General features: G+C 37.4%; 24 protein-coding genes. 3 read left to right on the forward strand and 21 right to left on the reverse strand.

What is annotated here, in order from left to right; translation table 11 throughout:
• Positions 1-7 precede the first annotated feature (7 nt).
• Positions 8-1,204, reverse strand: coding sequence for an SH3 domain-containing protein (locus D0817_RS11995; RefSeq protein ID WP_127338614.1), 1,197 nt, complete (start codon positions 1,202-1,204; stop codon positions 8-10).
• An 820-nt stretch (positions 1,205-2,024) separates the two neighbouring features.
• On the reverse strand, positions 2,025-3,452 hold the full coding sequence (locus tag D0817_RS12000) for an L-serine ammonia-lyase (protein ID WP_127338615.1): 1,428 nt from the start codon (positions 3,450-3,452) through the stop codon (positions 2,025-2,027).
• Between the two features lie 313 nt (positions 3,453-3,765).
• Between D0817_RS12000 and D0817_RS12005 the strand changes: the two genes are divergently transcribed.
• Genes D0817_RS12005 through D0817_RS12015 form a run of 3 tightly spaced genes read left to right on the forward strand, consistent with a single transcriptional unit; the run spans position 3,766 to position 7,065 of the window.
• Complete coding sequence (locus tag D0817_RS12005) at positions 3,766-5,913, forward strand: cation:proton antiporter (RefSeq protein WP_127338616.1); 2,148 nt, start codon at positions 3,766-3,768, stop codon at positions 5,911-5,913.
• Positions 5,914-5,923: 10 nt separating this feature from the next.
• On the forward strand, positions 5,924-6,667 hold the full coding sequence (locus D0817_RS12010; RefSeq protein ID WP_193555360.1) for a DUF2625 domain-containing protein: 744 nt from the start codon (positions 5,924-5,926) through the stop codon (positions 6,665-6,667).
• 35 nt (positions 6,668-6,702) lie between these two features.
• Positions 6,703-7,065: a VOC family protein gene (locus tag D0817_RS12015; RefSeq protein ID WP_127338617.1), complete on the forward strand. Its 363-nt coding sequence runs from the start codon at positions 6,703-6,705 to the stop codon at positions 7,063-7,065.
• 120 nt (positions 7,066-7,185) lie between these two features.
• On the opposite strand, the gene D0817_RS12020 is transcribed toward D0817_RS12015, so the two are convergent.
• The 19 genes from D0817_RS12020 to D0817_RS12110 form a co-directional block, all read right to left on the reverse strand.
• Positions 7,186-7,866: a 2'-5' RNA ligase family protein gene (locus D0817_RS12020; protein ID WP_127338618.1), complete on the reverse strand. Its 681-nt coding sequence runs from the start codon at positions 7,864-7,866 to the stop codon at positions 7,186-7,188.
• 4 nt (positions 7,867-7,870) lie between these two features.
• Positions 7,871-8,239 carry an iron chaperone gene (locus D0817_RS12025; protein WP_127338619.1) on the reverse strand — a complete coding sequence of 123 codons (369 nt, stop codon included), beginning with the start codon at positions 8,237-8,239 and terminating at the stop codon, positions 7,871-7,873.
• A gap of 116 nt (positions 8,240-8,355) precedes the next feature.
• On the reverse strand, positions 8,356-8,823 hold the full coding sequence (locus tag D0817_RS12030; protein ID WP_127338620.1) for an SRPBCC family protein: 468 nt from the start codon (positions 8,821-8,823) through the stop codon (positions 8,356-8,358).
• Positions 8,824-8,950: 127 nt separating this feature from the next.
• Positions 8,951-9,457: an anthrone oxygenase family protein gene (locus D0817_RS12035; RefSeq protein ID WP_127338621.1), complete on the reverse strand. Its 507-nt coding sequence runs from the start codon at positions 9,455-9,457 to the stop codon at positions 8,951-8,953.
• Positions 9,458-9,721: 264 nt separating this feature from the next.
• Positions 9,722-10,393: a porin family protein gene (locus tag D0817_RS12040; RefSeq protein WP_127338622.1), complete on the reverse strand. Its 672-nt coding sequence runs from the start codon at positions 10,391-10,393 to the stop codon at positions 9,722-9,724.
• 68 nt (positions 10,394-10,461) lie between these two features.
• Entirely contained in the window at positions 10,462-11,043 is a 582-nt protein-coding gene (locus tag D0817_RS12045) for an LOG family protein (RefSeq protein ID WP_127338623.1), read from the reverse strand.
• A gap of 36 nt (positions 11,044-11,079) precedes the next feature.
• A complete protein-coding gene (locus D0817_RS12050) occupies positions 11,080-11,607 on the reverse strand; it encodes a GNAT family N-acetyltransferase (protein ID WP_127338624.1) in 528 nt (175 codons plus the stop codon).
• A gap of 17 nt (positions 11,608-11,624) precedes the next feature.
• A complete protein-coding gene (locus tag D0817_RS12055) occupies positions 11,625-12,749 on the reverse strand; it encodes a lactonase family protein (RefSeq protein WP_127338625.1) in 1,125 nt (374 codons plus the stop codon).
• Between the two features lie 26 nt (positions 12,750-12,775).
• Positions 12,776-13,879 (reverse strand): MBL fold metallo-hydrolase, encoded by a 1,104-nt coding sequence (locus D0817_RS12060; RefSeq protein ID WP_127338626.1) that lies wholly within the window; start codon positions 13,877-13,879, stop codon positions 12,776-12,778.
• A 3-nt stretch (positions 13,880-13,882) separates the two neighbouring features.
• Positions 13,883-14,305 carry a DUF1801 domain-containing protein gene (locus D0817_RS12065; RefSeq protein WP_127338627.1) on the reverse strand — a complete coding sequence of 141 codons (423 nt, stop codon included), beginning with the start codon at positions 14,303-14,305 and terminating at the stop codon, positions 13,883-13,885.
• Positions 14,306-14,532: 227 nt separating this feature from the next.
• The gene (locus D0817_RS12070) at positions 14,533-14,901 is read right to left on the reverse strand and encodes a nuclear transport factor 2 family protein (RefSeq protein ID WP_127338628.1); all 369 of its coding nucleotides are present in this window, start codon (positions 14,899-14,901) and stop codon (positions 14,533-14,535) included.
• A gap of 144 nt (positions 14,902-15,045) precedes the next feature.
• Positions 15,046-15,960, reverse strand: a complete 915-nt coding sequence (locus tag D0817_RS12075; protein WP_127338629.1) for a helix-turn-helix domain-containing protein — start codon at positions 15,958-15,960, stop codon at positions 15,046-15,048.
• 12 nt (positions 15,961-15,972) lie between these two features.
• The gene (locus D0817_RS12080; RefSeq protein ID WP_127338630.1) at positions 15,973-16,866 is read right to left on the reverse strand and encodes an NmrA family NAD(P)-binding protein; all 894 of its coding nucleotides are present in this window, start codon (positions 16,864-16,866) and stop codon (positions 15,973-15,975) included.
• Positions 16,867-16,971: 105 nt separating this feature from the next.
• Positions 16,972-17,445: an SRPBCC family protein gene (locus tag D0817_RS12085; RefSeq protein WP_127338631.1), complete on the reverse strand. Its 474-nt coding sequence runs from the start codon at positions 17,443-17,445 to the stop codon at positions 16,972-16,974.
• A gap of 248 nt (positions 17,446-17,693) precedes the next feature.
• Positions 17,694-18,206, reverse strand: coding sequence for a hypothetical protein (locus D0817_RS12090; protein ID WP_127338632.1), 513 nt, complete (start codon positions 18,204-18,206; stop codon positions 17,694-17,696).
• Between the two features lie 20 nt (positions 18,207-18,226).
• Positions 18,227-18,625, reverse strand: a complete 399-nt coding sequence (locus D0817_RS12095) for a hypothetical protein (RefSeq protein WP_127338633.1) — start codon at positions 18,623-18,625, stop codon at positions 18,227-18,229.
• Positions 18,626-18,662: 37 nt separating this feature from the next.
• Complete coding sequence (locus D0817_RS12100) at positions 18,663-19,307, reverse strand: suppressor of fused domain protein (protein ID WP_127338634.1); 645 nt, start codon at positions 19,305-19,307, stop codon at positions 18,663-18,665.
• A gap of 67 nt (positions 19,308-19,374) precedes the next feature.
• Positions 19,375-20,304, reverse strand: a complete 930-nt coding sequence (locus tag D0817_RS12105) for an arginase family protein (protein ID WP_127338635.1) — start codon at positions 20,302-20,304, stop codon at positions 19,375-19,377.
• Positions 20,305-20,372: 68 nt separating this feature from the next.
• Entirely contained in the window at positions 20,373-20,558 is a 186-nt protein-coding gene (locus D0817_RS12110) for a SymE family type I addiction module toxin (RefSeq protein ID WP_127338636.1), read from the reverse strand.
• Positions 20,559-20,687: the final 129 nt, after the last annotated feature.

Genomic DNA, 20,687 nt, shown 5'->3' on the forward strand with positions numbered 1-20,687 from the left:
ATTGAAATCAGCAATAGAAGAATATTTCAATGTTAAATAACTTCCCATCCCTGAATTCTATTTTAAATTCGCTGTCCTCCAGTTGTATGGAGTAAAGATGCGGTGCTTTTATTGAGGCACCAATATAGGCGCCGTATTTTTCGATAAATGCTTTTTCAGATACCGAATGGTCTAAGGTCGCATTGGCATTTAAAACGAGTTTGTTGTTTTCATTTATAAAAACCCTGGTTATTTCTGCCTGGTTTTGTTTTTCATCTACAGAAGCCTCCAAATCGGGATAGTAATAAAAGAGGTCACTCAGGTAAAGACCGCATTCATCACTTATGGTTGCTTTTTTTACCGGTTTTCCGAAGACCTTCAATAAATCTTTCTGTGTCAGAAACAATGATTTGGTTTTTACTCCTTTCAGGACAAATTCTGATTTTTTAACGAAAGCAAGGATTTGTTCCGGTGTCTTGTGTTTGGCTAATCCTTTGGCTATAATGATATTCAGCTCGGTATCAGCAAGAAGTTTTGGATCGTTTAGTTGTCTGACAACCTCATAATATCTCTGATAAGCCGGAGTTAAGGTTGTTTTATCACTATTCCACGCCAGTTCTACCAGTCGTTCGCCAACCGTTTTGCGTTCTGTACTATTGGTAGGATCCAGTTGGTCAAAGTCTTTGAGTAAGGTGTTGAAATCAGGTCTTTTGCCAACAAATTTTCGTAAAGTAAACCGGGCATATTCGTCGCTAAAATTACCTCCAATATTCACCCATTCCTCCGGGTTTTTAGGAAGATAATCAATAGGTACTGGATCGCCGGTATATAGAATTTCTTTAATTTTTGAGTTTTTATGCGGTTGTGCCCTTGCCTTTAAACCCGCGACTATAACAAAAAGATGACAACTGCCGTAATAGTTATCGTTGCCTTCGATAAGAGGGTTTTCGTTGTCCCTTACTTTCACATCGGCTGAATTTAAGCGCGTGGCAACGTATTTCTCCGGAACAAAACCTTCAGAGAAGTTGTCGGCTTTTACTTTATACCAGCCATTTTTACTTTCGGATAGTAACTGCACTTCGGCTCCGTATTTAAAATATCCTAAAAACTCAGCAGAAGTACTCGGGGAAATATACAAACGCGTATCTGAATTCAGGAAATAACGTTCCTGTGAATGCACTAAAAGGGAACAAAACAAGGCAACTAAAAAGTAGTATTTTTTCATGGAATGAATTTTTGGCGAGGTATTTTTTGCCACGAATTTCACTAATTTTCGCGAATTTTCATGCGCAAAGCAGCTAAAATTTCATTCGTGTAAATTCATGCAATTCGTGGCAACCTTTATTTTTTTAGCAATCAACCCTATTGACGGTACTATTTTTATATGTAATTTTTGAAAGCATTTTTTGCCACAGATTAAAAGATTCAAAAAGATTATTTAATCTGCGCTAATCGTTTAATCTGTGGCAAACTAATTTTCGAAAGCGTTTTTTGCCACGAATTGCACGAATTTCACAAATTTTTTATGTGCAAAGAAGCAAAATATTCATTCGTGTAAATTCGTGCAATTCTGGGAAACCTTTATTTTTTTAGCAATCAACCCTATTTACGCTACTATTTTTATCTGTAATTTTTAAAAGCTTTTTTTGCCACAGATTAAAAGATTCAAAAAGATTATTTAATCTGGGCTAATCCTTTAATCTGTGGCAAACTAATTTTTGAAAGCGTTTTTTGCCACAGATTAAAAGATTCAAAAAGATTATTTAATCTGCGCTAATCCTTTAATCTGTGGCAAACTAATTTTTGAAAGCGTTTTTTGCCAAGAATTTCACTAATTTTCGCGAATTTTCATGCGTAAAGCAGCTAAAATTTCATTCGTGTAAATTCGTGCAATTCGCGGCAACCTTTATTTTTTTAGCAATCAACCCTATTTACGCTACTATTTTATATGTAATTTTTGAAAACGTTTTTTGCCACAGATTAAAAGATTCAAAAAGATTATTTTAATCTGCGCTAATCCTTTAATCTGTGGCAAACTTAAATTTTTAGCAATCAGCCATATTAACAGCAATTGCCAGACCTCCTTCGGAAGTTTCTTTATATTTGGAATTCATGTCTTTTGCGGTTTGCCACATGGTATCGATTACCTTGTCTAATGGCACTTTTGCATTTTTGGAATCCGTTTCCAATGCTAATTCGGCGGCATTTATGGCTTTTATGGCGCCCATTGTATTTCTTTCGATGCATGGAATCTGAACCAGGCCGCCAATAGGATCGCAGGTTAAACCTAAATGATGCTCCATGGCAATTTCGGCAGCCATTAGCACCTGGGCAGGAGATCCGCCCATTAATTCGCAAAGCGCTGCGGCAGCCATAGAAGACGAAACGCCAATTTCTGCCTGACAGCCACCCATTGCAGCCGAAATGGTAGACCCTTTTTTGAAGATACTTCCAATTTCTCCGGCAACCATCAGGAATTGTTTGATTTCTTTTTCTCCGGCATTATGGTTTTCTATAACGAGATAATACATCAGAACGGCTGGAATTACACCGGCACTTCCGTTGGTTGGTGCTGTTACCACACGGCCCAGGGAGGCATTTACTTCATTCACGGCAAGTGCAAAACAACTTACCCATTTTAGGATCTGGCGAAATTTTACTTCGGTTTTTCGAATTTCTTCCAGCCAGGTCTGCGGGGAACTGTAGTTCGATAAACCAATTAAATTCTGGTGCATATCAAAAGCTCTTCTGCGTACATGTAAACCTCCCGGAAGAATTCCACCGGTATGGCAGCCGATGTACATGCATTCGAGCATCGTAGTCCAGATACGCATTAATTCGGAGTGAATTTCGGCTTCCGGACGCATTGATTTTTCGTTTTCGTAAACAATCTCAGAAATCAGTTTGTTTTCGGAAATGGTATAGTTTAAAAGCTCAACTGCATTTTGAATCGGGAAGGGGAAGGCACATTTTATGACTTCTTTGATTTTTGCATTTTCACGTTCTTCTTTCACGACAAAACCTCCTCCAATAGAATAAAAAGTAGATTCGTATTCAGAGTCGTCTTCCTGATAAGCGGTAAATTTTAATCCGTTCGCATGGAAAGGAAGAAATTCTTTATTGAAAACAATGTCCTGAAGAAAATAAAACGGAATTTTATAGGCATTCCCCAGAATGATTTCGTTTGTATCTTCGATAGTTTTAATGATTCCGGCAATATTATCAACCGGAATATATTCGGGGTCCTGACCACTCAGGCCTAACATCACGGCCAAATCGGTCGCGTGGCCTTTACCGGTTAAAGAAAGTGACCCGTATAAATCGACTTTTACCCGTTTGATACGGTCTAAAATTGATTCGTTTTTTAACTCTTCTAAAAAACGTTCGGCTGCACGCCAGGGACCAAGTGTATGCGAGCTGGACGGCCCGACACCAATTTTAAGCATATCAAAAACAGAGATACATTCTTCCATTGTTCAATTTTTAGTAAGACAAAGATAATTGAATAATGCAAAGAAGTTTAGTTATGATTTGTTAATCTTGCGATTTTGTTAAAAAAGGTATTAAATTTTAATAATTTGACAACGAAATAATTTTAAAAGGTTAATATAGAACTTTCGTAAAGAGTTCGTGTTTTTTTTAGGTATTTTTGTAATGAAGCAAATACTAAAGAATCTGATTTTTTTATCCCTTTTAAGAAAATCAGTACATTAAAACTTCAGTGGTTTCATTTTAATTACTGCGTCTTGCGAAATTAACCTGCGGCACCGAAGATAAAATTACATTATGATAGAATTTTTTAAGAATTTTTTTCAGGAATTCGAGTTACCATTAAGCAATCCGGTATTAATTTTTTCATTGATACTTTTTATTATTTTATTGTCCCCGATTTTATTAAAGAAAATAAACATTCCCGGTATTATCGGGCTGATTATTTCCGGAGTCATCATAGGGCCTCACGGGCTTAACATTCTGGCAAAAAACTCGGCCGTCGATTTATTTTCGACTATCGGACTTTTGTATATCATGTTTATTGCCGGTCTGGAACTCGATATGAACGAATTTAAAGCCAACAGGAACAAAAGTTTGCTGTTTGGTTTGTTTACCTTTATTTTTCCGCTTTCGATTGGTTTCCCGGTTTGTTTTTATTTACTGAATTACGATTTTAATGCGAGTTTTTTAACCGCGAGCATGTTTGCCACGCATACTCTCGTTGCTTATCCGATTGTGAGTAAGCTCGGAATTGCCAAAAATCAGGCTGTCGCCATAACGGTTGGGGGAACCATCCTTACCGATACTGCGGTTTTGATTATTCTGGCTGTCATCATGGGAAGCAGTCAGGGAAACCTGAACCAGGCTTTCTGGATAAAATTAGGCGTTTCGCTGGCCATTTTCTCAGCGATTATGTTTTTGGTCATTCCACGAATTGCCAAATGGTTCTTCAAAAAACTGGAAAGTGAAAAACACGCCCATTATATCTTTGTACTCTCTGTCGTTTTCTTCGCAGCCTTTTTGGCGGAAGTAGCAGGAGTAGAGCCGATTATTGGAGCTTTCGTTGCCGGTCTGGCTTTGAATCCTTTAATTCCGCATTCGTCTGCCCTGATGAACCGGATTGAGTTTATCGGAAATTCATTATTTATTCCGTTCTTCCTGATCTCTGTTGGAATGCTGGTGGATATCAGTGTAATTTTAAGTGGACCGACAGCCTTGATTGTAGCCGGAACACTGAGTGTTGTCGCTATTTTCGGAAAATGGATTGCCGCTTTTTTTACACAGGTCGTTTTTAAATATACCAAAACCGAAAGACAGCTTATTTTCGGACTGAGCAGTGCACATGCCGCAGCAACCCTGGCGGTTATCCTGGTTGGATTTAAAGCTAAAATCCTCGATGAAAATATCCTGAACGGGACGATTATTCTAATTTTAATTACCTGTATTGTAGCTTCTTTTGCTACTGAAAAAGCGGCTAAAAAAATTGCAATCTGCGAAGAAGAAGTTTCCCATGAAGATGCCAATAAAGATCAGATCTTAGAAGAACACATCCTGATTCCGCTGGCTAAAACTTCGGCAACGGCGAGTCTGCTCGATTTTGCACTTTTAATAAAAGATAAGAAATCTGCCAATCCGGTGACGTTGTTAACGATCGTACCGAATAATGATCAGGCCGAAATTAATATTCTGAAATATAAAAAAGCAGTTGATAAGTTTGTTATTCAGGGTTCAGCCTCAGAAGTAAAAATCAATACCATTGCCCGAATTGACCATAATCCTGCAAGCGGAATTGCACGTACTTCAAAAGAAATTATGGCCGATATTGTCATTATAGGCTGGCCAAGAAAAACAGGTTTCCTGGATAAGATTTTTGGAGAAAACGTAGATTCAATCATTAACAATGTCGACAAAAGCCTCTTTATCTGCAGGTTTCAAAAAACATTTATAGAAGAAAAGAGACTGGTTTTTATTTGCCCGCCTTTTTCGGAAAGGGGAATAGGATTTCATCTTCTGCTTCAGAAAATTTGTCGCTTGTCCCAGGAATTAAGTGTTCCGATTGTGATTTATGCGGAATATAAAACGCATCAGGCGATTTCGCAGATTGCCACGAATCTGAGACTGAATGCGAAATTAGGTTTTAAAAGTATTCTGGACTGGGAAGATTTTGAAGCGATTTCAGACGAAATCACGCCAACGGATCTGATTGTATTTAATTTATCCCGTAAAGGTTCTGTTTCGTATCAGTCGATCTTTGATAAATTGCCTCAGAAATTCGAAAAATCATTTGATGATAATAACCTGATTTTGGTGTATCCACAGGATGACAGAAAAGAAAGTGCCATGGATGCGTACGAGGATTTTACGGCAACGCCGCTTACGAAAAGTATCGAAGCGATTGAACAGATTGGTAGAGGTTTGGGAAGTATTTTAAAAAAGAGCTAGAATAATTGGTATGGCAAGGAATTTTTTTATCATAATAGTGATGTCTGTAACGCTAATGACATCAGCACAAAATAAAATGAAACAGGCTGACGAACTTATAGATAAAACGGATCCGGGATGGACTGTGGTAGAAGGCTGGATTAAAAAGGCGAAAAACAAAGTTGAGATTCTGCCGACAGAGCCATCGAAAGCAAAAGAAGCTTTGTATCATACTCAGGTTACCACCCATTCCGCCATGGGAGCAATTGTTTTTATGACCGGCGGACTTCTGATTGATGATGGCTGGATAAGAATTTTAGGTTCCGGAAATATAAAATTTAACAGAACGCTGCCGGACTGGAATAAAGGAAAATCATTTAAGGAATTTGGTGAAACGCCTGCATTCTTATTAATTGCAGATGATGCCATCGGAGGTTTCTATCTTATGAACGGCGGCGCGTTGGGCATTGATGTGGGGATGATTTATTATTTTTCACCTGACAGTCTGGAATTTGAACCACTTGAAATCAATTATTCGGAATTCCTGCAGTTTTGTTTTAATAACGATTTGGACAAATTTTATGAAGGAAGCAGATGGAAGGGGTGGAGAGCAGAAGTTTCGAAATTAAAAGGTGATGAAGTTTTTAATTTTTATCCTTTTCTGTGGAGTAAGGAAGGAAGCGATATCGAAAAAAATGCAAGAAAAATTATTCCCGTTCAAGAACAGTATAGCCTAAACCTGGATTTAAGAAAACAAATGGGTTTTGATAAATAAAACAGGCTTTGATCGTAATTTTAAAAAGCATAAAAATGGAGCATCAAATCAAATCAATCCGGCCTTTTATTGGTGCTAAGGATTTCGAAGTATCAAGACGTTTTTACCGTGATCTTGGATTTGAAGAAACGGTTTTAGAAGCTAATTTTTCCGTTTTTAAAAGTGATGCAATTGCCTTTTATCTTCAGGATTACTACGCAAAAGAGTGGATAGAAAATACCATGGTTTTTCTTGAAGTCGATGATGTGGATCGTTATTACCAGAAATTGCTGGCACTCAACGTAACGGAAAAATATGGTGTAAAATTAACTCCAATACGTCATATGGATTGGGGAAGCGAATGTTTTTTGCACGATCCGTCGGGTGTTTTATGGCACTTTGGGAAGTTTAGTGAATAGTTTTTTGCCACGAATTTCACGAATTGGCACGAATTTTTAGCAATTTTAAATATCTGATTCATGAAATTGCTTCACCTGTTCGCTGTCGCTCGGGTTGTGGCAAAGAAAACATTAAGTAAATCAGATCCTAAAATCTGCCAAATGAATGGTATTTCTTTCTCTCTGATACCAGTCGTTATACACTAATTCCAGGTTTTCACCCGTAAATTCGCCAAAATCAAAATCACGGAATTTTTCCACAATCTGCATCAATTCCTCCGGATGCTGCAGTTCTTCCTGAAAACGCATGACGGTAGCATGTGCAGTTGAAATGGTATAACGGCTGTCTATAGTTTGCTGCAAGTCCGAATTTTTAAAATCATCACGCAGTTTCTCACGAAGGTTATTGAGTGATTCATCCGTTGGGAAACCCTGAATCATCAAGGCAGAAGGAGAAGCCGTAACGCCTTTGAATTTAATTGTAATACCATCCAGATCCACCAGGCTTTTACAAATAACCCCGATGTAGTCGTTAGGTGAAATCTGATCTAAACGGAATTCCTCCGAACACGAAATAATCGACATGACCGTGATATGAATATCGGAATCGGGATAATAATATTGTGCGGGTTCTACTTCTTTTAAAGCGGCTAAAAACAACTGAATATTGGTCTTTACGGTTTCGTTTGGACGAATGAGCACTGTTATTCCAAATCGCGAATCTGTTTCACTATTGAGCTGTGGATCTAAAATGTAATTTCCGGACCGAATAGCTTCGGAAGATTTTTTATAGAGCTGATTATAATGTTCGGTCAGATTCATTCGGCTATTTGTTTTTTGCTTTTTCCAGATTTTCCTTTACCCTGAATTTTACAATTTTGGTAATTAAGGCAAATGGCATTGCTTCATTTAAAGGAAATTGTACAGAACCTTTTCCTGATTTGTATTTTGAAAGTTCTTCCTTAAAATTTTCATGACCAGTAGGTAAAGCATACAGGCCGATGTGTTTTTTGAAAGCCGCAAAATAGACTACAATTCCGTTTTGCTCAAAAGCCGGCATCGCGTAACTGATTTTTTCTTTGGCATCCGGAGCAGCTTTCTGAATCGTCACGCGGATTTTTTCCAGAATTTCCTGTACTTCAGTTGGAAAACCGCCAATGTATTCGTCTATATTTTCGGGTTTTTTGGTATCCATTTTTGGTTGTTTTCGTTTCAGGTTTGAAGTTTGAAGTTTCAGGTTTCAAGTTTCAGGTTTCAGGTTGTCTACAGAACCTGAGACTGAGACTGCCACTGCCACTGCGACTTCTTCACTTACGCCAGCCCTTTCGGGAATCTGTCTAATACCAGATTAAGCTGAATATGATGTTCTAAATAGGCTTTTGCGCCGGCTAAAACCAACGTAAAACCTTCAGTTGAATTTCTGACCTGATCAATTATTTTATCGGAATCTCCTTTTAAACCGGAATTGGTGATGCTTACAAAAGTTTCATTTTCATCTAAAGGAGTAAAAACCCATTCCACTAAAGTGATTTCATCCGGATTACCCCATTCGATTACAATCTTCTGGTTTTCCTTTATGACTTTCGTCAGGACCGTCAGCGAAAAGCCATACATTTCCCAGGTCCATTCCGTAGACTGGTCTTCTTCTAATTTTCCCGAACCTTTGGTAAACCAAAATTTACTGGTGATTTCGGGATTTATAAAAGCCTGAAAAACTTCTGAAACAGGTTTTCTGATCAGCATTTCGGCTTTTGCGAATTTGTTGTTCTCTGTTTTCATAGTTGGTAATTTGTAAAATGTCTGTTGTGAAAAAGTAAAAAGTAAAAGTCAACTCTGAGAACTGAGACTGCGACTGAGACTGAGAACTGAGACTGCGACTTTTTACCAAACCTCTAATTTATGAAATTTATACTTTGTTTTTCAACAGACATCCAATTATCAAAAGCAAAAATGAAATTACAGCAACAATTGTTCTGATCAGGTGCAGCGTATTCCACTTTGCTTCAAATTTTTCCCTTAACACGTTTGCGTCTTCAAGGGAAATAGTAAGTAAATCAGTTTTATTGAGCATTTCATTTAGGGGAACGTTTCCCATGATGGTCAACAGAAAAACACCAATGAAATAAATTACTGCAGCGCTTAGGAAGAGCCAGAAAAGTACAGTGTTTGATTTGTGAAAATAGGCTGTCGCAAAAGAGAAAAACATTGCTCCAAAAATAACCAGAAAAAATAACGGATTTAAAATCGTGCGATTCATCTCCTGAAATGCCCTGAGATAACTGAGTGTATAGAGTCGGCCAATTCCGGGTGTTATGGCATTACTCCAGGTAAAAAAGACACCAGCTAAAAGTCCTGTAAATAAAGTGGCAAGCAACAGTGTAATTGTTTTATTGTCAGTGATTAAACTTTCCATGGTTTTATTGTTTTGGTTAACAATGTAAAATTAGGAATAATAATTTAGTCGCTATTGGTCTGAAAGGAAATAGGATTTGTGTGAGAGGAATTTTTTGAAACTTATGGGATTGTGAATTGTGGGAGGTGAAATGTGAAAGTTAGTTTTTCAATTCTGACAAAGGAGAATCGTCTTCAAGTGATCAGTTCTTATGAATTCTCCTTTGTAAGAAATTAATTTTTTAATCCTGTATTTTGAAAATTATACCTTCATGGATAAAGAAATCTAATTAAAGTTGTATCCAATAATCAAATTTAGAGCATTGGTTTTAATATTGTTTAGATAAGTAACTTCAGTTTTAGCCATATTTGCCAATCCGAGATTTTCTCTTATTTCGATGTAAATCTGATTATTATCACTTAATTTAAACTCTTTTCCAATTCCTGCTACTATACCGTAGTCCAGCGATTTTCTGTATTTTGTATCGTCTGTATCATCAGAATTCATACCTGGAAGGCTTAAATCTGTACTTGTTCCGGATTTAAGTAAATAACCTAAAAAAGGCCCTCCATTTATATAAAAACTTTTACTTCTGGTGAAATTATATTTCAATAAAATAGGTAGCATGATATAATTTTGGTAAGTTGTGTTTTTGAAATGATAAACACCATAAAACATATTCGGATTGTCTAATATTTCGATTACCTCTTTTGAAACCTGAGTTTTTCTTTCGTAATTAAGGTCTGCTTTTAGCGAAAGATTGTCTTTGATTTTGTACTGAAACGATACGCCAAATAAATAGGAAAATCCGGGAGTGTCATCGGAATATGAATCATTACCCCTTAAGCTGGAGTAGTTTAGTCCTCCCTGTAGACCAAATTTGATTTTCGAATCCTGAGCGGCTGCTTTAAAGGTGATAAGAGCAATTGCAAAAAATAAAAAAGTAATTTTCCTCATGTTTTTTTAGTTTGTATATTTTGATTTCGTCGGCGAATATATACAATTACTTTATAATAGTACCATTATTATACTTTCTCTTTATCAATCCATTTTCCAACCGTTGGGGCAACGTAATGCTTCATCTTATCCAATAAATCATCAATATTGTCACTTACCAGAAGCATCTCTTTATTAACGCTTTTCAAAAAGCCTTTATCGACCATGGTCTGGGTCAGTTCTAGTAAAGAATCATAAAAACCATTGATGTTTAAAATCGCAATCGGTTTTTTGTGCAAGCCTAATTGTGCCCATGTCAGCATTTCAAACAGTTCTTCGAGCGTACCGAAACCACCCGGGAGCGCAATTACGCCATCGCATAAATCACTCATTTTGGTTTTTCTTTCGTGCATGCTTTCGACCAGGATTAATTCGGTCAGGCCCTGATGTGCAATTTCTTTGGAACGCAGGAAATCGGGTAAAACACCAATTGCTTTTCCGCCTTCATTTAGGATTCCGTCTGCTACGGCACCCATTAAACCCACGTTTGCTCCGCCATACACTAATTCTATATTGTGTTGGGCTAATGTTTTTCCCAGAAGGGTCGCTTGTTCTTTATATATTTCTTCCGTTCCAAAACTGGAACCGCAGAAAACAGTGATTCTTTTCATGCTGTTTTTTGTTTTTTATTCTTACTTTTTTTATTCTTATTTTTTTATCTCGTAGACAAAATTATGACGGGAGGGTTCGTTGTAATACGCTACATCTATTTCTTCAACTTTTACGGCACCGAGTTTTCCTATTGCTTTTTGCGAACGGTAATTTTCTGCCCCGATATGAAACTGAACTTTATCCACCATTTTAAAAGCATAATCCAGCATGATTTTCTTTACCTGTGTATTAAATCCGGTACCCCAAAAATTTCTTCCGTAAAAAGTATAACCGATAAAAACACTTTTGTTTTCCGGTTCATAGTCGTAAAACCGGGTACTTCCGGCTATTTTGCCTGTATTTTTATCGACAATAAGAAACGCGCCCTTGCTTTCCATGGCACCTTCAAAGAAATTTTGGAAAACCTCTCTTTCATAGCGATTTTTATTCGGATGCTGCTCCCAAATCAAAGGATCTGATGCGACTTTATAAAGTTCCTCAAAATGATTTTCCTGTAAAGGAATTAATTTCACCACATTATCTTCTAAAATTTCTGGCTGCAGATTTAAAAGGGATGTATTCATTTATAGCTGTTTTAAAGTTATGTTTTTTTGATCTTGACACAGGAAACATTTTCCAGTTTTACTTTTTTCCCTGCTTTTTTAAGCAATCCGGTTTTTAGATTCCGTTTAAAAACAATCACATTTCCGGTAATGACATTGGATGCGATCAGGAATTTGCCGGTTTCATCTATTGCAAAGATCCGGGGATGTTTCCCTAAAGTCGATTGGTAGCCGATTTTGGTTAAAATCCCTCTGTCGTCAATGGAAAAAATGGCAATATTGTTTTCTTTTCCCCTGTTGGTGGCATATAAAAATTTTCCGTCGGGCGAAATATGAATGTCAGAACTTTCAAAACCTTCGGTAACGGAATCCGGATGGGTACTGATGCGCTGGATTTTTTTTAAAGTTCCGTTTTCATAGTCGTAAGCACTGATTGATCCTGACATTTCCTCGATACAGTACCCGAATTTTTGATTCGGATGAAAAGTGAAATGACGCGGCCCGCTTTCCGGAGCTGTTTTGGTAAAAGGAACGGTGGCTTCAATCAAAGGCTGTTTCAAGGTTGCATCAAATTGGTAACAGCGTATTTTATCAGCACCCAGGTCCGGCAGGAACAGATAATCATATTGTGGTGAAAATACGGTGGAATGTACGTGTGAACAGGTTTGCCTTTCTCTATGGACACTACCGTCTGTATATTGGAAATTTTGCGCAATCGAATCTATTTTTCCATTTTCCAATAAAGGATGTACCGAAACACTTCCTTCGGTATAATTGCCGTTTACGAGCCATTTGCCGCTTTTATGAACGGAAGCATAAACCGGATTTTCTCCTCCGCTGGATTGCTTGTTTAGAAAGGTAAGCGTTTTATTTTCCGGATTGAATTCAAAGCTGCTGACGCTTCCGGCATTTGGGGTTTTGCTGTCTGTACAGGCGTACAGGTATTTTCCGTTGGGGGATACCGTCAAAAACGACGGATTAATCAGGTTTTTTGCCGAAGTTATTTTGGTTAGTTTTCCGTTTAAAGTATCCAGCTCATAGACCACAATAGATTCCGCGGCTTTGTCCCTGTTGTATGAACCTAAAAAGACATACGTATTTTGGGAAAAAGCAGCAAATGTAGCCAGAAAAGCAATTAATAAGAGATTGGTTTTTAGTTTCAAGTTTTCGGTTTCGATTGTTTAATCATTTAGTTCAATCCTTTCCACCATTGTTGAAATTCCTGATTCTCATTTTTGAGTTCCACTAATTCGCCAATCCTTGGTGTGACTAACGGAATTGGATTTTCTGATAAAGCATTTAATTCCGTTACTTTTTTCAATGGTTCGTCCCACGGATGCAGGGCCAGTGCAAATTTTGAGGAATGTACCGGGAAAACTCTTTTTGCTTTCAGGTCTTTCATCGCTTTGATGACATCTTCAGGCAAATTATGGATATATTTCCACGCAGGATTGTACTGGCCGTTATCGATAAGTACCAGATCGAAAGGGCCAAATTTAGCACCAATGTCTGCAAAGTGCGTATCGTAACCGCTGTCGCCGCCAAGATACATTTTAAAGTTGCTGGTTTCTAATACAAATGAAGTCCAGAGCGTATTGCAGCGTTTAAGCCCCCTGCCCGAAAAATGTCGGGACGGAGCGGTGTAAAGTGTGAGATTTGCATCCAGTTCTATTTTTTCATGCCAGTCTTTTTCGATAATAGTATTTTTTGGAAATCCCCAAAACTCAAAGTGTGAACCCACACCAAGCGCACAGATTATTGTTTTTATTTTTGGCTTTAGTTGCAAAATAGTTGTGTAATCCAGATGGTCATAATGATCGTGTGTGATTAACAGATAATCAATTGGAGGAAAATCATCGGCCGTATAGATATCAGTTCCTTTAAATGCTTTTGTAGTTCCGTAAATTGGAGAGGCATTACCGCTAAAAACGGGATCGATTAAAAAACGTTTTCCTTCAAGCTGAATGAAGTAAGAGGAATGTCCAAACCAGACTAAGACATCCTGATAAACAGGAAGTTCCAGTAAATTGGTTTTGATAGAAGGAATTAAATCGGTCGGAATTTTTCGGTGTACTTTTTTGAACAAAAAATTAGAAATTACATCAAAATAGCCATAACCTTCTGCAAGTTCGGGCGTGAAATTTTCGTTTTCGAATCTGCCGTTTTTAAATTGCGGCGATTTTTGAATCAGCGCCAGTCTTTCGCCGGCTGGCTTTTTACCATAGCGCGGATGTTTGAAAACGTAAATAAGAACAAGGATTAAAGGAATAAGTAGAATAAAAGTGAGGTTCATAGTTTATTGGGGTGGATATAATTTATTTAAGTTTTCAACGGAAAGGGAAATCATTTTTTTGAGGACCTCAATATTGATATCCGCTATTTTATGGATGTAAATACAGCCTTTTCCTGATTTGTGTTTTCCAAGCTGGGAAAGTAATTCTTCCCTGTTTTCGGGTTCCAGATAACAATAAAAAGAGATGGCAGCTTTTCTTGGCGAAAAAGCCACAAGCGGTGCATCACCTTCATGACCGCTGGCATATTTATAATGGTAGGTTCCGAAACCAATAATCGCTGCGCCCCACATTTTTGGTGTATACCCGGTTTGTTGCTGCATCAGTTTGATCAGTTCCAATGAGTCGTTTCTCTTTGTTCCATCTTCGACAGCGTTGATAAAATGAGTCACACTGTTTTCGGTTTCTGTCGTTTTATTTTGTGCCACTTTTTTTGTTATTTAAATTAGTCTCGGTTTTTGGTCTCAGTCTCAGTTTTCAGTCTCAGTTTTCAGTCTCAGTTTTCAGTCTCAGTTTTCAGTCTGATCGAAGTTGGGATTTCCGTTGCGGGGCTTCGACTTCGCTCAGCCGGACAAATTTTTAGTTTTCAGTCCCGGTTTCTAGTCCCGGTTGCAAACTGTTACTGAAGACTGCGACTAAAAACTGCGACTGAAAACTAAAACATCCCGTTTTTATTGACCATTTCGGGAGGGACGGCTTGTCCTAAATCCCAGAGCTCGACTATTTTTTCAGATTCAAACCTGAAAATATGAACTACGGCAATACCGCGATCGTTGGTATTTTGCTTTACATGCGAATGTACGGCAACCATATCTTTATCTCCAATAGTATGATGAATTTCAAAAATCTTATTTGGATTTTGTCTTGACGATTCTTCCATGGCCAGCATCAAAGTATTGGCATCCCCTTTAAAATAAACATTATGATGCTTAAAATTCACGCCCACATAAAGCCGAAATGCCTCATGCGAATGTCCTTTTGCAGCCAGTTTCAAAAAGTCCTTTGCAATATATTTCTTAGTCATGATTCCAAAAATTTAAAAGCTAACTAAGTTAAGAAATAACAGCCTAAGAATTTAAAAATTATTGCTTTATTAACTTTTCGCGCAATACAATGCAGCTAATTTATGAAAATTATGCATGGTATTCCTGATCAGGAGATTTCTTATTCAGTTAAAAGACTGCCTGAATTCTAAAGGGGAGACGGTGGTTTTGGTTTTGAATAATTTACTGAAAGACTGCTGATGCTCAAAACCGAGTTCGTAAGCAATTTCGCTAATGGATAAATTGGTTGTGGAAAGTTTTTCCTTGGCTTTTTCGATCAGTTTATCGTGAATGTGCTGCTGCGTGCTCTGACCTGTGAGTGTTTTTAGCAATACGCTTAAATAATTGGGAGTGACATGTAAGGTTTCTGCAATATAATGCACTGTGGGCAATCCGTTTTTAGCCAGAGTGTTCGTACTGAAATATTCCTCCAGCAGGTTTTCAAGGCGGGCCAGAATCTGATGATTGCTTATTTTTCGTGTTATGAACTGGCGGTTGTAAAAACGTTCGGCATACGTGAGCAGCAATTCAATCTGAGCAATAATAACCTCCTGGCTGAATTTATCAATATTCGACTGGTATTCCTGCTGAATGTTTTTGATGATATTGATAATCATTTTTTCTTCTTTGTCCGATAGGTGCAGGGCTTCATGAACCGAATAGCCGAAATACTCGTATTGTTTGATTTTTTTGGCAAGCGGTGTATTCCATAAAAAATCAGGATGGATCAATAAAGACCATCCTGTATGTTGTAATTCTGCATTACCTTCTATAGAAAAAACCTGACCAGGCGAAAGAAATAACAAAACGCCTTCCTTAAAATCATATTCCTGCTGCCCGTATTTCATTTTGGCATTTGCACCTCGTTTTAATGCAATCGAATAAAAATCAAGCATAAGGCTTCGCGGTTCCTCTTCGTTCAGATGTTTTAAATCTTCGAAATTATAAACGCTCACTAAAGGATGCTCGGGTTTTGTCAAATTACGAAACTGATGAAATTCGCTGATGCTTTTTATTCGAAGCGGTTGTTGATTTGCCATAGTCTAAGGTACTTATTTCTGATTATAAACGGAAGCGAATTCTTTGGCATAATCGGCCAGTTTTGTTTTTCCCATTACTGCTGGCCTGTTTTGTGCGTAATCTTCGGCCAGTAGACCATTGTAAAGTCCGGCGTACATTTCGATCAGTCCTGCTGCAATTTTGGGCTGCATGCCGACATTTATCAATCCGTTTAAGGCTTCTTCATCACTGATCAGAACCCATTTTAAATCGGGTTTTCCAATGGCTTCACCTAAAATACGGGCCGTTTCGTCACCTGTAAGCTCTTCGCTTGCAACATAACGTACTTTTTTTCCGTTAAGCGGGGTGGTAATTTCTTCTGCTATGGCAGCGGCAATATCATTTGGAGAAACCCAGGGTACCATTTTGTCAGCTCCGTAATTCGTAGCAATAACTCCCTGAAATTTAATCTGCGGAATATAAGCTTCTAAATTATAAAAGAATGAAGCCGGACGCATAAAGGTAATGGAGGCATCCAGTTTTTTCAAAACGGTTTCTATCTCATTATATAGCTGAATAATTCCGGAATTTTGTTCTAAATGTGCGCCAATACTGCTTAAGAAAACAACGCGTTTTACACCTGATTTTTGAATAGCTTCAGCGTAATTATCTCCGATTTTACGGGTAAAAGCATCCAGATCAAGATTTGGGTCAAAATAATTTGAACGCGGAATCATGCAATATACGGCATCTGCTCCCGTAAAAGTTTTGGTTAAAAATGCTACATCTTCAACCGAACCAATCGCTGCCGAAGCCCCCAAATCTTCAATTTCTGCCTGTTTTTCAGTACTGCTGCTGATTACCGTCACTTCATGCCCTTTTTGCACTAACTCCTGAGCCATTGGCTTGCTGATGTTCCCCAGGGAACCTGTAATAATAATTTTCATTTGTCTGTTTTTTATGATGTTACAAAGTTCTGCAACATCATAATAAGCGCTGTAGCCAAATCTACTATTGTCGTAGTCTAAAACAGGAATAATGTTTTTTTGAAATTATTTTGCCGATAATTTCTTTTCATTCTCGGTTTGAGGTTTGTCTTTGCCATTTGGCTGGCCTTTTCCGGTTGTGATAAGTTTTTTAAGGCTGTTAGTCCATGAATCCTTGCAGATTTCAAAACATTCGTAATCGGGAACTAAGCCAAAATGCGTGAAACGAAGTTCTGTTTTACCGTCTTTTTCCGAAATCTCAAAAGTTGGTTTTGTACCTGTCCATTCTTTTTTGTCTTCTGTAAAATTAAAGTAATTTTCCTCCACCAGCCAGACTATTTTCCGGTTGGGAATTACTTCAGTCAATTTCACTTTACAGCGATGCACATCTTCGTAGCGGTACTTAAACGTATCATTCAATTGAGCTGCATCTCCTTCAATTTCCTCCGACCACCAGCCGCGAACGTTCGTAACGGCATTAAAAACGTCTTCCGCAGAATGGTCGGTGACAAGAGTCGTGGTAAAGTCCTGTGTATTCATTGTCTATGATTTTAGAAATTAGTACCATAAATTTACGTTCTGTTTATCAATATCTTAGGTCGTTTACAGACAATTTTAAGGTAGATTCGGACAGGTTTTTAGATTTTAGATTTTAGATTGTTAGATTGTTAGATTTTTAGATTGTAAGATTGTAAGATTTTAGATTGTTGGAATTTGGAATTTTAAAGTTTGGATTTTTAGATTTGAGAATTTAGATTGTTGGAATTTGGAATTTAAAATTTTCACCCCTAATATTCCTTCACATCATCAATTAAAAATGATTTTCCGGATTCGATAACTTTGATGTCCCTTTTGTAGGTGGCTTTATATTGGGTGTCTTTTATGATGACCTGAAAGATATATACATTTCCTTTTGCGCTTGATAATTCACATTTAGAAACCACAATTTTTCCCCAGTCCTGACCGGAAATTAGAAAACCATCATAGCCAACATATTTTACATCATATTTTTTTTTCCATTTTTTATTGAACTGTTCTAATGTCAGGCTTTCTTCGCCCATATCGATATTCATCGCGTCGGATTTGTATTCGTTATAACTTTTTGTTGTTATGGAACTCATATCGGCAGATTCCTGTTTAAAGAAATTTTCAATAGCTTTTACGAGCCATTTTTTGGCCAGTTCACTTTTGTCGAAAGTCATTTCTTTAGGGCTGCCAAGTACGGGCTGATGTACTTTTGGGTTTGCGTACGAGAAAAAGAAAATCAGCTGAAGTGCCAGTACAATTTTTATTTTATTCATTTTAAGGATTGATTATCGTTTTATTTTATTCGAACGTATTCCGATTGATAGCAATCATTACATTCATCGTTTAGAAATAATTTGTTGTCTTTAATTTCAAAAGACTGATTGGGCCTGTCTTCGATGACAATCATTTTTTTATTATCTCCGTAAATCGAATGCAGGTTTTTTATTTCAAAAGTATTTTCAGACAGCAATTTTCCATTTTCATATCTTTTGATAGTGGAGTTTGAAATTTCAATAGTCATTGTCTTTTTCTCCGATGCGGGTGTAATGGTTGAACCTATAAAACCTCCTGTTGAACTGACCCAGTTCCACTTTCCGTTTAAGGAGTTTTCACTGGTAGCAAGCATATTACTGCTGCTGCTACAGGAAAGTAATTGAAATAATACGAATAGGAAAGCAATTTTTTTTATCATTTTTAGTTTTGGATAAAGGTTTAAGAAGGCTGTTTTATTATTTTCGGGTAAGATCCGTAATTAATAACGGATTGTTTTCTTTTAATTCCTGTACTACTTCTTCAACCGTTCTGCTTCCTTCTTTTATAGCGTCAAATTCGGCGGTAGTAATTCCGACGATTTGCAGAAAAGTAACTTCACCGTGCGGCGTTTCTATTTTTTCGATTTCGGGATCGGTTACAAATAGCAAGCCGGTGATTTCGGTTTCGGTATCGAGTCGGATAGGTCCGTTGGCAGGCATATAATGAAACTCTTCAAACCAGTTTCCGCTGCTAAAGACATATTTGGCAATGTTTTGCAGCAGCGCCACTGCCCAGCCCGGGTTTTCAGTATCACCGGCAAAGGGTTTTAATCTGAAAGTAAGTTCAAATCCCCATTTACTGTATTCACTGTCCAATTTTTCTTCATCATAATACAATTCCGAAAAACCATAGGTCACAAAATGAAAATGATCCGTTTGCTTTTTGCTTTCGTAAATACTCACGCCGTCCAGTGGGTGTTCTCCACCCAGCATATACGATATCGCCGGAGCAAAATGTTTGGGTTCCTGATTTGGGTAAAGGCGGTCGAATTGTTTGTCGATTTCTAACCAGCCAACGGCATCGTCTTCTGTAAATTCTTTTTTGTATTCTTCTAATGTCATTTTTTCGAAAATTTAAATAGTCCTGTTTTTTAAAACATCTTTTCCTGAACTAATTTAAAATAAAATTTTAGATATCCTGATCTTCAGGTGAAGGATTTATGGTGTTGTGTTTTTTGAATGTAGTCGTGAAGTTTTGTACAAAATCTTTGGTGTACTGACCCGATTTGTCGAGATCGGGATCTAAAATGGTGATTTCAAGCCCGGTTAACTGATCACTTTGAAACAAATAGGAGGTAAGCTCATTAAATTCCTCATAAGTAAGACCGTCCGGAGTGCGGCTGTCTACGCAGGGCATTATGGAATCGTTTAAAACATCTGCATCGATATGAAGCCAGAAACCGTCGAGGTTTTTATTTTCAACTTCAGAAAGAAAGGATTGAATGCAGTTTGAAATACCTTGTTCTCTTAATTTCTCAAGACTTATGTAAGTCGCGGAAGAATTGCGAATTTCATTTTCATAGTCATTATCATATTCGCGGTTGCCCACGCACCAAAGGTTTTCTTCTTTTATATAAGGTTTTAAATCGAGTATATTGGTTAGTTTTTCAGGTCCGTTTCCTGTTGCGATTGAGGCTGCCATTCCGCCCACGCCTCCGGTTTCAGATAAGGAAACGTCCATGAAATCGGTATGTCCGTCCAGATAAAACAGGCCGTAATTTCCTTTTTGTTTTAAAGCAATAGCAACTCCAAGGAGAATGCTGCAATCTCCTCCCATTACGAACGGAAATTTATTCTGGGAAAGTAAGTTGTTGATTAAGTAAGCCTGTTCTCTGGCGTAACCTGCCAGCGAATTGGCATTTAGAATTTGCGTTTCGGCATCTCTGCTATTGGAATACTTTGGCGCGTCAAGTCTTATGGTATTTTTGGGCTGAATGATCTTGTGTAAATTATGTTTCCAGAACCAATCAGGCAGGTTTTTTACGCCCGGTTCTTTTCCGGGTTGCGGTTCTTTTAATCCCAAATTAGATGGAAATTCAACAATATAAATCTCTTTCATTACTTTTTTTATTTAGTGATAAAGTTATTGAATATCGCTGTTTTTTTGGTTGAAAGAAAAATGATTTTTTATATTTTTTTTTCAATCGTGATGGTGAGCTTATTTTTTTGTTGTTTTATGTTTACCATTTGACCTTCAATGAATCCAAGTTCTTTAAGCCATTTGCCAGCAAGTCTTATTACAGGAGTTGTTGTGATTTTGCGATTTCTTGATTTGTATATCGCGTGAATTTTTAGTTTTCTTGAATGTATCATTGTCGTATAATTATATAAAAAAATGTGTTCTCGTGTCATAAATCAAATGTCATGCAAATTGCCGAGAAATTTGTCATATTAAAATACGACACGTTGATTATTTATATAATTAAAAAGAAAAATAAGTCA

The organism is Flavobacterium cupreum (genome assembly GCF_003996965.1).
Taxonomy (GTDB): domain Bacteria; phylum Bacteroidota; class Bacteroidia; order Flavobacteriales; family Flavobacteriaceae; genus Flavobacterium; species Flavobacterium cupreum.